The organism is Sporosarcina sp. USHLN248, assembly GCF_037144575.1.
Lineage (GTDB): Bacteria > Bacillota > Bacilli > Bacillales_A > Planococcaceae > Sporosarcina > Sporosarcina contaminans.
Map to the genome: position 1 here is coordinate 79,814 of NZ_JBBCZC010000009.1, position 12,861 is coordinate 92,674.

A 12,861-nucleotide genomic window follows, 5' to 3' on the forward strand; every position below is an offset into this window, starting at 1 on the left:
CCATGTCCTAGAGGTGCCTTAATTTCTGCTAAGAGTGCAGAAATACGGCAAATCGAACCCTTCGCCGTTCGATTTGCGACGGTTGCATGACTCGCTTCATGTGAGCCCGCGCGAAGCGAAGACCCGAATAGAACTTAGGTTCATGAGGGGACGAGCGAAGAACAGGCAACCTAATTATACGTAATCGTAAAGGTGCCTTAATTTCTGCAAAGAACGCAGAAATTAAGGCAAATCGAACCCTCCGCTGTTCGATTCGCAGTATGCGAACGTTTGCCAACAAGCTGACACGTCCTTTGAGACGTGTTTTTTTATATTTCTATATGGACAGAGCTCGAGTCTTGCTTCGGAAAGAATGCATACTAAAAGAATAGCTTATCGAATCCTAATAGAGTTAATAGCCTATGAACAAATGTTTGTTTTTTGTTTTTCATAGGGATGTATTGTAAAATAGACTAAGATATGAATTTGTATTTTATTGTTGAAATAGATAGGGAAAAGGGGGCAATGGCTTTGAAATTCAGATCGGTTTTTGAAATTATCGGTCCTGTTATGATCGGTCCATCTTCATCTCATACTGCTGGCGCAGCAAGGATTGGACTTGTTGCAAGAGACTTGTTCGGCAGGCAGCCTAAATGGGCGAAAATCCACCTTTATGGATCCTTTGCGGAAACTTATAAAGGACACGGGACAGACGTTGCGATCATAGGCGGACTGTTAGGATACGATACTTTTGATGAACGGATAAAGACGGCTTTCGAAGATGCGTCCGCCGCTGGAATGACGTTCGAATTTATACCAGAGGAAGAGGAAATGGACCATCCGAATACAGCTCGCATTCTAATCGGGGATGAAGAGGGCGATATGGAGCTTGTCGGCATTTCAATCGGTGGAGGAACGATGGAGGTCGTTGAATTGAACGGATTTCCGCTTCGGCTTTCTGGCCATTTCCCCGCATTGCTTGTCGTTCATAATGACCGGGCTGGCGTCATAGCGAACGTATCCAACGCAATAGCCGCTCAAGGGATGAATATTGCCCATATGGAAGTAGGCAGGAAAGAAAAAGGAAAAATGGCGCTGATGGTCATTGAGGTTGACCAAGTGCTGAATGATGAATTGATTAATGAACTGCAATCATTGCCTAATGTTACGCAAGTATCTACGTTGGCAAAATAAGGAGGAATCCGACAGATGGATGTTTTATTCAGCACTGTAAAAGAGCTTGTAGAGCTTGCTGAAACTCAAAGTAAACCGATTTCAGAAATAATGATTGAGCAAGAGATGCTCATAACAAAAAGAACGCGAGAAGAAATTGTTGCTCAAATGGAAAACAATTTGACAGTGATGGAAAATGCAGTTGAACAAGGATTGAAAGGTGTTAAATCGACGTCTGGCCTTACTGGTGGAGACGCTGTTCTTTTGCAAAAATATATAGAGTCCGGTAAATCGCTTTCGGGGGATCTCATTTTGGATGCGGTGAGCAAGGCTGTTGCAACGAATGAAGTGAATGCTGCTATGGGGATGATTTGCGCGACACCTACGGCAGGAGCTGCAGGTATCGTCCCTGGTACGCTTTTTGCAGTAAAGAATAAATTAAACCCGACACGTGAGCAAATGGTCAATTACTTATTTACATCAGGAGCTTTCGGTTTTGTCGTTGCGAATAACGCATCGATTTCCGGCGCTGCAGGCGGATGCCAAGCTGAAACTGGTTCGGCTGCTTCCATGGCGGCTGCAGCAATTGTGGAAATGGCAGGAGGAACTCCCCAGCAAAGTGCCGAAGCCTTTTCGATCGTTATGAAAAATATGTTAGGGCTTGTTTGTGATCCTGTTGCAGGGCTTGTTGAAGTGCCGTGTGTGAAAAGGAATGCGATGGGTGCGGCAAAAGCATTAGTCGGTGCAGATATGGCGCTTGCGGGCGTAGTCAGCAAAATTCCTACAGATGAAGTGATCGAAGCGATGCATCGTATAGGACAGCGGATGCCGGTTGAACTGCGAGAAACAGCAAAGGGTGGACTGGCTGCTACGCCGACAGGAAAGGCGCTCGAAGCTGAGATTTTCGGAAAGGATCGGGCGGTTCGTGACACGATCAATTCATGATCCGGTAACTGCATTAAAAGGAGTAGGTAAAGCTGCATCCGAACAGTTTCAAAAATTAGGCATTGAAACGATTAAAGATTTGATTTACACATTTCCTTATCGCCATGAGGATTTCAGGTTGAAGAATCTTTCAGAAACACCGCATGAAGAAAGAGTGACGATTGAAGGAAGGGTCGAAAGCGAGCCTTCCGTCCTTTTTTTAGGGAGAAACCGTTCAAGGCTGCAAATTCGACTTCTCGCTGGCAACCATCTTGTAAAAGCTGTGTTTTTTAATCAACATTATTTGAAGGACAGGCTGTCAATTGGAATGATCATTACAGTTACCGGAAAATGGGACAAAGGTCGGCAAGTTATTAATGTAAGCAGCTTCAATGAAGGGCCGAAAGTCAATCAGGCAGATTTTGAACCGATCTATAGCCTGAAAGGGGTCATGCATCAAAAAACGTTTAGGCGCCATATGAGAACGGCTTTGGATGTCGGGCTCGACCAATTTGAAGATACGTTGCCTGCCGTAATAAGAGATGCATACAAACTGCCTGCTATTGCTGAAGCTTTGGAAATGATCCATTTTCCGAATACTCCAAGCGATGTGAAGCATGCGAGAAGACGATTCGTCTACGAAGAATTATTGGCTTTTCAATTGAAGATGGTTGCATTGAAAAAGAATAGAAAAAAAGCGGAAAAAGGCTTGGAAATTCATTATGATTTAGATAAGTTAAAGTCATTCATTTCTACGCTTCCATTTGAACTGACAAATGCGCAAAAGAGAGTAGTTAATGAATTATGTGCTGAAATGAAAAGCCCGGTTCGGATGAATCGGCTCTTGCAAGGGGATGTTGGCTCTGGGAAAACAGTCGTCGCTGCCACTGCTTTATATGCTGCCATTACAGGCGGTTTTCAAGGGGCGCTTATGGCACCTACCGAAATATTGGCGGAGCAGCATGCTAATGCAATATCCGAGTGGCTCACTCCCTTTGGTGTAAGCGTCGCCTTTTTATCTGGATCGACGAAAGGGAAAGCGAGAAAAATTCTTTTAGAGCAACTTCGTTTAGGGGAAATTGATTTGCTAATCGGTACGCATGCTTTAATTCAGCCTGACGTCAGCTTTCAAAATCTTGGCCTCGTCATTACAGATGAGCAGCATCGATTTGGAGTTGAGCAGCGTCGTATTTTAAGGGAAAAAGGCATGAATCCCGATGTGCTATTCATGACGGCTACGCCAATTCCCCGGACATTGGCGATAACAGCATTCGGTGAGATGGATATTTCTATATTGGATGAAATGCCTGCTGGACGAAAAAAAGTTGAAACCTATTGGCTGAAGGAAGACTCTTTGTTGCCAGTTTTGAAAAGGATGGAAAAAGAATTGGCGGCTGGGCGTCAAGCGTATGTCATTTGCCCGCTCATCGAGGAATCAGATAAATTGGATGTTCAAAATGCTGTAGACGTCCACGCACAGCTAACATCTCATTTTAATGGACGCTATTCTGTCGGTTTAATGCATGGTCGATTGCACTCTGATGAAAAAGATCGAATTATGCGAGATTTCAGCGATGGCAAAATCGATTGTCTCGTTTCCACAACAGTAGTTGAAGTAGGGGTGAACGTACCAAATGCAACGTTCATGCTTATCTATGATGCAACGCGTTTCGGTTTAGCGCAGCTACATCAGCTAAGGGGGCGCGTCGGAAGGGGAGCGGATCAATCGTACTGTATTTTATTGGCTGACCCGAAAAACGAGGAAGGCAAGGAACGGATGCAGTCAATGACCGAAACGAACGATGGCTTCGTCTTGGCGGAAAAGGATCTTGAATTGAGAGGATCAGGAGACTTTTTTGGCAAGAAGCAAAGCGGTCTTCCAGAGTTTCAAATGGCTGATTTAGTCCATGATTACAAGGCTCTTGATACAGCAAGAAAAGATGCCGAACGATTGTTGGAATCGGATCAATTCTGGACAGACCCAGAATATCATTACTTAGTGAAGATTCTTGAACAATCAGGTGCACTTAGCCAGGATCGTATAGATTAAAAGCATCAAAACCTCGTAGAATCGAGGAGTTGATGCTTTTTATATTATTAATAATGATTCCCTTTCTTAATATTGCTGGTAGAAATTCGAAATGAATTATGATAATATACTGGTATTAGTACCAAGTGCTAATCCGGAAGGGTGAAACAATTGAGAATTCCAAAAAAGGATCGGCAACAGCAGCTTGGCCAGTTGCTTGAAGAAAATCCTTTTCTAACAGATGAAGAATTGGCTAAGCACTTTAATGTCAGTGTTCAGACGATTAGACTGGATCGATTGGAATGCGGGATCCCTGAGTTGCGGGAGCGCTTGAAATCGGTTGCTTCGAAAACGATCGAAGCAGAGGTGAAATCGCTTCAGTCCGATGAAGTGATTGGAGAGATTGTTGATATTGAGCTTGATGAACGCGCCATATCTATTTTCGATGTGACGGAAGATCATGTATTTCAACGGAATGGGATTGCTCGAGGACATCATTTATTCGCACAAGCGAATTCTTTAGCCGTAGCAGTGTTAGATGATGATTTGGCATTGACTGTTACATCCACACTCCATTTTGTGAAGCCTGTAAGGGCCGGCGATCGGGTAATTGCCCGTGCAACTGTGAACAAAGATCGCTCTACAGATAAAAGGACTTATGTTGAAGTCATTTCAACTGTAGAAAATGAAAAAGTATTCTCGGGAGATTTCCAGATGTACCGGAATACAGAAGGACAAGGCAGGAGGAGTAGAAAATGATAATCGCATTGGATGGTATGGGCGGAGATCATGCACCGAGAGAGATCATCGAAGGTGCGATAGAGAGTCTATCGGAATTTAATGATTTACATATACATATTTATGGAAATGAAGAAATTATGAAGCCTTATCTTACAAGACATGAAAGGCTTACTGTCGTTCATTGCACAGAAAAAATTGAACCGGATGATGAGCCTGTACGGGCAATCCGCAAAAAGAAAGATGCTTCGATGGTACGCATGGCGCAAGCTGTTAAAGACGGTGATGCAGATGCTTGTGTCTCTGCTGGCAACACAGGGGCTCTTATGGCAGCTGGGCTCTTTGTCGTTGGACGCATTAAAGGAATCGACAGGCCGGCTTTGTCGCCGACGTTACCTACAATAGGAGGACAAGGCTTCGTATTTTTAGACGTCGGAGCGAATGCGGATGCTAAACCGGCTCATTTGCAGCAATATGCCATTATGGGAAGTATTTACGCTGAGAAAGTACGGGGCATTGAAAAGCCGCGGGTAGGATTATTGAATATCGGAACCGAAGAAGGCAAAGGGAATGAACTGACTAAGTCAGCGTATGAACTGCTTTCAACAGCACCGATCAATTTCATAGGTAATGTTGAATCGAGAGAGCTTTTAAATGGTGTGGCAGATGTTATCGTTACAGATGGTTTCACCGGAAATATGGTGTTGAAAACAATTGAAGGAACGGCATCCGGATTCTTCTCAATGTTGAAGGAAGTTTATGGGGCTTCATTTAAAAATAAACTATCCGCTGCTTTGGTTAAAGATGGTTTGCGTGGATTGAAACGCAAGATGGACTATACGGAATATGGAGGCGCAGGTCTTTTCGGCCTCAATTCTCCAGTCATTAAGGCGCATGGATCTTCAAATGCCAATGCAATTTTGAATGCCATTAGGCAGGCGCGGACGATGGTTGAGTATGACGTATGCGGAACAATTCGAGAGACTGTGGGGGATGGAGAATGACAAAAATTGCTTTTTTATTTCCTGGACAAGGATCACAAACGGTTGGAATGGGAGTAGAACTATCAAAAAATGAAGAAAGCAGTGCATTTTTCAAGGAGGCAGATGAAGCGCTATCCTTTCAATTGAGCGACTTGATGGAAAATGGGCCGCAAGAAAAATTAACATTGACTTACAATGCCCAACCCGCACTCTTAACAGTAGGTGCTATGATTGCGGATAGACTAAAAGCTGAAGGTATTCAGCCTAATTATACTGCAGGTCATAGCTTAGGCGAATACACAGCACTTGTTGCTGCAGGCGTACTGTCATTTAAAGATGGTGTCTCTGTTGTTCATAAGCGTGGCCTGTATATGAATGATGCTGTGCCTGCAGGAGAAGGTGCAATGGCAGCAATCTTAGGCATGGATGGCGATCAGCTAAAAGCAGTAACCGATGCGATTTCAGAGTCTGGAGCTGTCGTCCAGCCGGCCAATTTAAACTGTCCTGGGCAAATCGTTATTTCGGGCACGAAAGATGGCGTTGAAAAAGCTTGTGTTCAATTGAAAGAGGCGGGTGCCAAACGAGCAATACCTTTAGATGTCAGTGGGCCATTCCACTCTTCTCTCATGAAGCCTGCTGCGGAAAAATTATCTGCTGCTTTAGATGAAATCGATATGAAAGAAGCGGCTGTTCCTGTAATTGCGAACGTCAACGCTGAAGCTGTAGTAAATCCAGAGAAGATCAAGGAATTGTTAGTTGAACAATTGTATTCACCAGTTTTGTGGGAGGACTCAGTTAGAAAGTTATTGGATTTAGGTGTGACACATTTCATTGAGTGCGGTCCAGGTAAAGTGTTATCGGGACTTGTGAAGAAAATTGACAGAAGTGCAACGATTTTCCCTGTCTATGACGAGAACACATTGGCAGCGGTCATTGAAGCCTCGAAAGGGTGGTAATAATGGGTAGATTTGAAGGTAAATCGGCGATTGTAACGGGTGCATCCCGAGGCATCGGTCGTGAGATTGCTATTTTGTTAGGAAAAGAAGGGGCGAAAGTTGCTGTTAATTACAGCGGAAGCAAAGAAAAGGCAGAAGAAGTCGTTGAATTGATCAAACAATCCGGTGGGGAAGCTTTTGCAATTCAAGCGAATGTTTCCGATGCGGAACAAGTGAAACAAATGATCGATGAGACATTGAAATCATTTGGTTCAATTGATATGCTCGTAAATAATGCGGGAATTACACGTGATAATTTGTTGATGCGCATGAAGGAAGACGAATGGGACGATGTCATGAACATCAATTTAAAAGGCGTATTCCTTTGTACAAAAGCTGTAACGCGCCAAATGATGAAACAACGCGCTGGGAAGATTGTCAACCTTGCTTCTATTGTTGGCGTCACCGGCAATCCGGGACAGGCGAATTATGTCGCTGCAAAAGCTGGTGTAATCGGTTTGACGAAGACGACCGCAAAAGAGCTTGCGACGAGAAATATTACCGTAAATGCGGTAGCTCCAGGTTTCATTACAACTGATATGACCGATGCTCTTCCTGAAGATATAAAAGAGCAAATGTTAGGTTCCATTCCATTAGGCAAATTAGGATCAGCCGAAGATGTCGCTGGAGCAGTAGCTTTCCTCTTGTCAGATGATGCGAATTATATAACCGGTCAAACGATTCATGTAGATGGTGGCATGGTGATGTAATTTTTCCGCATTTCTATTGTCCAGCTTCGGCGGCCAGGTGCTTGGGTCATAAGCCAGCACAGCTATGCGGCAAAAAACGCCGCTTCGCCGTTCTGTCTTACGCCTGTCGCACCTAAGCCGGCCGCCTACGCATTTCTATTGTCCAGTTTCGGCGGCCAGGTGCTTGGGTCATAAGCCAGCACAGCTATGCGGCAAAAAACGCCGCTTCCGCCGTTCTGTCTTACGCCTGTCGCACCTAAGCGGGCCGCCTACGCGTCCAGTTTCGGGTGGCAGCCTCTCGGGTTGCTTCGGTCTTGAAGCATAAGGCGAAAAGCGCCTTATGTTCAAGCTCTCCAGCACCTGTCGAGGCTTACCGCCACCCTCCACATTTCATTGAGAGGAGGTGACTATGTTGTCAGTACTTGAACGTGTAACGAAAGTTGTTGTCGACCGTCTTGGTGTCGATGAAAGCGAAGTGAAACCTGAAGCTTCTTTCCGCGATGATCTTGGCGCAGACTCTTTGGATGTTGTTGAGCTTGTTATGGAATTGGAAGATGAGTTCGATATGGAAATTTCCGATGACGATGCTGAGAAAATCGGCACTGTTGGCGATGCAGTGAAATATATCGAAGAAAAAACGAACTAATGAAATTCTTATGAAATTCCCGTTGAGATGCTTTCAACCTGTCCATTCATTGATCAGGTTTGAAAGTATCTCTTTTCGGTTTTGCAAGTATCGCATGAACGATGTAAAATGAGAAGAACTATGGATTGAAAGGCAGAGTCGGCTATGAAAAATAAATGGCATTATAAAAATAGAAATTTCACACCAACATTACCCGTAGATATTCGCAATAAATTTGAACAGCTGCAAGCAGATTTGGACATTCGCTTTGAAAACAGCTCCCTTTTGTACAATGCATTTACCCATTCGTCTTTTGTCAATGAACATCGCAGAAAAAATTTTACTGACAATGAACGGCTTGAATTTTTAGGGGATGCCGTTTTGGAGTTAGGTGTATCCCGTTATCTTTATGCAGCTGAGCCGAATATGAGCGAAGGTGAGTTGACAAAACTACGCGCTGCGATCGTATGTGAGCCTTCATTAGTCAAGTTTTCAAATGAGCTCAAGTTCGGAGAATATATTTTACTTGGCAAAGGAGAAGAACAAACAGGTGGAAGAATGCGTCCAGCGCTCTTGGCAGACGTGTTTGAAGCATTCATCGGAGCGTTGTTTTTAGATCAAGGGATGGAACCAGTTACAAAGTTCCTTGAAAAAGTTGTTTTCCCGAAAATCGGGGCCGGTACTTTTTCGCATGTGATGGATTATAAAAGCCGCTTGCAAGAAATCGTCCAGCAGGCGAATGAAGGCCATCTTAGCTATGAGATTGTCGAAGAGAAAGGTCCTGCGCATGCGAAAAAGTTTGTCACCGTCGTCCGGTTGGATAATAGGGAGCTTGGAATGGGAATTGGAAGATCGAAAAAAGAAGCAGAACAGGAAGCGGCTCGTCAGGCAATCCAGTTAATAGCGGATGATCGGGCCGAAGGGGAGAACTGATTGTGTTTCTAAAAAGAGTCGAGATTGTGGGGTTCAAATCATTTGCAGAACGGATTGGCATCGATTTTGTACCGGGGGTCACAGCAATCGTCGGTCCTAATGGGAGCGGCAAAAGCAATATTACAGATGCAATCCGGTGGGTGTTAGGCGAGCAATCCGCCAAGTCTTTGCGTGGAGCGAAGATGGAAGATGTCATCTTTGCAGGAAGCGATTCACGTAAACCGTTAAACTTTGCAGAAGTGTCGCTTATTCTTGACAATACAAATGGCTTGTTCCCTCTAGACTATACTGAGATCAGTGTCAGCCGACGAGTATTCCGTTCTGGTGAAAGTGTCTATTTACTGAATGGACAGCAGTGTCGCCTAAAAGACATTAACGATGTATTTATGGATTCAGGTGTTGGGAAAGAAGCTTTTTCAATCATTTCCCAAGGACGGGTCGATGAGATTTTGAATAGCCGTCCGGAAGATCGAAGAAGTATTTTTGACGAAGCAGCAGGCGTTTTGAAGTACAAAACGAGAAAGCGGAAAGCCGAACATAAGCTATTTGAGACGCAAGATAACCTAGACCGTGTTTTGGACATTTTAAAAGAGCTTGATAACCGTATTGAACCTCTCCGGCAAAATGCTGAAGCGGCTGAAAGGCATCAATATCTTTCAAGGGAAATTCGGGATGTGGATGTCCAATTATTGAATTTCGATGGTTCGAAATTAAGAGAAGAAATGCTTTTAAAAGCAGAGCAAATTGAATTGCGTCAATCTGAACAAGAACAAATGGAAAAGAAAATTTTGTTAACGGAGCAACAAGTAAATGCTACGAAAACGGAATTGAACAAGATTGATGAACAAATAAACCATTATCAGAAACAGCTTATCGAAATGAGCGCTGAAACTGAAAAATGGGAAGGGCGGCGCTTGCTTTCATTAGAAAAACGGAAAAATAGCGAGCAGCAAATAAACCGAATTGAAAATGAGCTATCGGCAGCGAAAAAAGAGAAAGAAGCATTATCCTTAAAATTAGAAAGCGCAGAAGCAATCGTAGCGACTACAACTTCAGAATTAGAAAAGCTACAAACAGAAATGAACGAGATTTCACAAATTTTAAAGCGCTCGGTAAAAGAGACCGAAGTGGAAATTGAAGAATTGAAGTCTAATTATATTGAACAGCTCAATGAAGAAGCGACATTACGCAGTGAGTTAAGGCATGTAGAGGAGCGGCTTGAAGGCGAAAAAACGTCTTCTGATCGTATTACTGAACAAACCGCTGTCCTTCAAAAGAAATTGTTGGAGCTGAACGCAGAACGTGAAGAACAGTTATCTGTCTTATCCGGATTGAAAAAGCGGAAGGAAGAGGTAGAGCTATCCTATCGAGAAGCGGATCGCCTGTATAATGAATCAGAGAAAGAATTGTCAGGACAGCAGCAAATGATGCATCAAGCATTGAATAAGCAGTCGGAAATGCAAGGAAGATTGCGTGCATTACAAAGCATGGAAGCGGATTTTTCTGGATTCTATTCAGGTGTCAAAGCGATATTAGTAGCTAAAAAAGAAGGAAGATTAGCAGGCATCGATGGAGCTGTAGCTGAATTGATCCATGTTGATGACCAATATATGAAAGCGGTTGAGACTGCTTTAGGCGGCGCAATGCAGCATATTATTACGCAAACGGAAAAAGAGGCGAGAAATGCAATTGCCTATTTAAAACAGCGGAATGCGGGCAGGGCTACTTTTTTGCCCCGTGATGTTATGAAATCGAGAACAATTCCGTATGCAACGATCCAAATTGCCGAAAGTCATCCAGAATTTGTCGGTACAGCAGATCGACTTGTGCAAACCGATTCCGAATTTAGAATTATAGCGGAAAATCTATTAGGAAATTCAATTGTTGCTAAAACGCTTGCAGGTGCTTCAGCAATTGCCAAATCGATCGGTTATCGCTACCGTGTCGTTACGCTTGATGGCGACGTCGTCAATGCGGGAGGTTCATTGACAGGAGGAGGGGCTAAAGGTCAATCATCCGTCTTTTCAAGAAAAGCTGAGTTGGAGACATTAACGAGCCAAGTGGAACGCATGGCTTCCTCGATAGAAATTGGGCATCGAAAAATTAGCGACTCTAAAATGGCTGTCGCAAAACATATGCACGAGAAAGATACGTATCGAATCACCTTGGAAAGCTTACAAGTAGAAATGTCCACGATCGATGTGCGAATTCGTGAGTTAAATGTAGAAATTAGAACTGTTGAATCCGAAATTTCTGTAGCGGAAAACGGGCGAGCTGGTGCGCTGCATGTTGGTACAGAGTTGAACGACAGAAAAGAAAAACTGCTTCGTAGACATGGGGAAGTTAAAAAATCCCTTGTATCCATCCAAGCTGAAGTAGATACGCTTGAACGGTTAGCGGCGGATCGTCGGAATGAAGAGGCTGCGCTGCAAAATAAGCAGTCAGAACTGCGAGAGAAAACTGCGGTATTAAGGGAACAGAATGGACATCAGCTATCTACCATCCATGAGTTGAAGCAGTCTCTAACATTGACAGAACAAAAAATAAGCTCTTTGTTAGATGAGCAAGCACTTTATTCGGAAGATGAGATGGGTATTGATTTATCTCCAGAAGAAATAAATGCACGCATTGAAGAAGCTTCGAAAAGAAAGAAGGATATGGAAATTTCCTTAAACGAACAAAAAGGTAAAAGGGGAGAACTATCAGCATCCTTGGATCAATCCGAAAAAACATTATCGGATTTGCGTGCTGAATCTTCCAAGGCAGTCGGTTCTTTAAACGAGCTGCGTGTTGCTTTTTCTCGACTGGAAGTGAAGTATGAATCAATCACAAACCGTTTATTGGATGAATATGGATTGTATCCTGATTTTGATTCGGTTGAACAATTTGACGTGGAAGCGGCCCGAGTTAAGGTGGATTCACTAAAGGCGGAGTTGGAACAAATTGGACCAGTCAATCCGGGCTCGATTCAAGAATATAAAGATGTATCAGAGCGTCATGCTTTTCTAACTGAACAGCGGAATGATTTGATCGATGCGAAAAATACACTTAATGAAGCGATGGATGAAATGGATCGCGAGATGGAAATGCGGTTCAGTACGACATTCAATGCTGTTAAAAATAGATTCCACCTCGTTTTCAAAGAAATGTTTGGTGGCGGGGATGCAGATTTGATCCTAACACAGCCTGATAATCTACTTGAAACAGGTGTTGAAATTGTCGCAAGGCCACCTGGGAAGAAACTGCAAAACCTAAGTCTATTATCTGGTGGAGAACGTGCATTAACAGCAATCACTTTACTGTTTTCCATTATTGAAGTTAGACCTGTTCCGTTTTGCATATTGGATGAAGTAGAAGCTGCACTCGATGAGGCAAATGTCATCCGCTATAGTAGATATTTGAAAAAGTTCTCTGAGAGGACGCAATTCATTGTCATAACGCATCGAAAAGGCACGATGGAAGGAGCAGACGTCCTCTACGGCATAACAATGCAGGAATCAGGTGTATCAAAGCTTATATCCGTCAAACTATCCGAAATGCCCGCAGAAGTAATGAGTTGAAACAAAAGCGCAGGCAGCCTGCTAATCCCCGACAAGCGCTGGAGATTTTGAACTGGAAGACGTTTTTTGTCTTCCAATTCAAAATTGAAGCGACCTCGAGGGGATGGCTGCCGGAGTCTGGATGAAACAAAAGCGCAGGCAGCCTGCTAATCCCCGACAAGCGCTGGAGATTTTGAACTGGAAGACGTTTTTTGTCTTCCAATTCAAAATTGAAGCGACCTCGAGGGGATGGC

General features: G+C 43.6%; 10 protein-coding genes. All 10 read left to right on the forward strand.

All coding sequences use genetic code 11. From position 1 onward, the window contains the following. Positions 1-510: 510 nt before the first annotated feature. The 10 genes from sdaAB (at position 511) to smc (ending at position 12,628) form a co-directional block, all read left to right on the forward strand. Positions 511-1,173: an L-serine ammonia-lyase, iron-sulfur-dependent subunit beta gene (sdaAB, locus tag WFH04_RS05560; protein ID WP_336823073.1), complete on the forward strand. Its 663-nt coding sequence runs from the start codon at positions 511-513 to the stop codon at positions 1,171-1,173. Between the two features lie 15 nt (positions 1,174-1,188). Beyond that, positions 1,189-2,097, forward strand: a complete 909-nt coding sequence (sdaAA, locus tag WFH04_RS05565) for an L-serine ammonia-lyase, iron-sulfur-dependent, subunit alpha (protein ID WP_336823074.1) — start codon at positions 1,189-1,191, stop codon at positions 2,095-2,097. After that, positions 2,078-4,126: an ATP-dependent DNA helicase RecG gene (recG, locus tag WFH04_RS05570; protein ID WP_336823075.1), complete on the forward strand. Its 2,049-nt coding sequence runs from the start codon at positions 2,078-2,080 to the stop codon at positions 4,124-4,126. Before sdaAA ends, recG begins: the two co-directional genes overlap by 20 nt. A gap of 150 nt (positions 4,127-4,276) precedes the next feature. Beyond that, positions 4,277-4,864, forward strand: coding sequence for a transcription factor FapR (gene fapR, locus WFH04_RS05575; protein ID WP_336823076.1), 588 nt, complete (start codon positions 4,277-4,279; stop codon positions 4,862-4,864). After that, complete coding sequence (gene plsX / locus WFH04_RS05580) at positions 4,861-5,847, forward strand: phosphate acyltransferase PlsX (protein ID WP_336823077.1); 987 nt, start codon at positions 4,861-4,863, stop codon at positions 5,845-5,847. Before fapR ends, plsX begins: the two co-directional genes overlap by 4 nt. Continuing rightward, positions 5,844-6,782: an ACP S-malonyltransferase gene (gene fabD / locus WFH04_RS05585; protein WP_336823078.1), complete on the forward strand. Its 939-nt coding sequence runs from the start codon at positions 5,844-5,846 to the stop codon at positions 6,780-6,782. The genes plsX and fabD overlap by 4 nt, the downstream gene beginning before the upstream one ends. A gap of 2 nt (positions 6,783-6,784) precedes the next feature. Further along, positions 6,785-7,531 (forward strand): 3-oxoacyl-[acyl-carrier-protein] reductase, encoded by a 747-nt coding sequence (gene fabG / locus WFH04_RS05590; RefSeq protein WP_336823079.1) that lies wholly within the window; start codon positions 6,785-6,787, stop codon positions 7,529-7,531. 388 nt (positions 7,532-7,919) lie between these two features. After that, complete coding sequence (locus WFH04_RS05595) at positions 7,920-8,156, forward strand: acyl carrier protein (protein WP_336823080.1); 237 nt, start codon at positions 7,920-7,922, stop codon at positions 8,154-8,156. 144 nt (positions 8,157-8,300) lie between these two features. Further along, complete coding sequence (rnc, locus tag WFH04_RS05600; protein WP_336823081.1) at positions 8,301-9,068, forward strand: ribonuclease III; 768 nt, start codon at positions 8,301-8,303, stop codon at positions 9,066-9,068. Positions 9,069-9,070: 2 nt separating this feature from the next. After that, positions 9,071-12,628, forward strand: coding sequence for a chromosome segregation protein SMC (smc, locus tag WFH04_RS05605; RefSeq protein WP_336823082.1), 3,558 nt, complete (start codon positions 9,071-9,073; stop codon positions 12,626-12,628). Positions 12,629-12,861 lie beyond the last annotated feature (233 nt).

Excerpts from the sequence above, each read along its gene's own strand:
- sdaAA (WP_336823074.1), top strand. The coding sequence starts at position 1,189 with ATGGATGTTTTATTCAGCACTGTAAAAGAGCTTGTAGAGCTTGCTGAA.
- plsX (WP_336823077.1), top strand. The coding sequence starts at position 4,861 with ATGATAATCGCATTGGATGGTATGGGCGGAGATCATGCACCGAGAGAG.
- fabD (WP_336823078.1), top strand. The coding sequence starts at position 5,844 with ATGACAAAAATTGCTTTTTTATTTCCTGGACAAGGATCACAAACGGTT.
- fabG (WP_336823079.1), top strand. The coding sequence starts at position 6,785 with ATGGGTAGATTTGAAGGTAAATCGGCGATTGTAACGGGTGCATCCCGA.
- WFH04_RS05595 (WP_336823080.1), top strand. The coding sequence starts at position 7,920 with ATGTTGTCAGTACTTGAACGTGTAACGAAAGTTGTTGTCGACCGTCTT.
- rnc (WP_336823081.1), top strand. The coding sequence starts at position 8,301 with ATGAAAAATAAATGGCATTATAAAAATAGAAATTTCACACCAACATTA.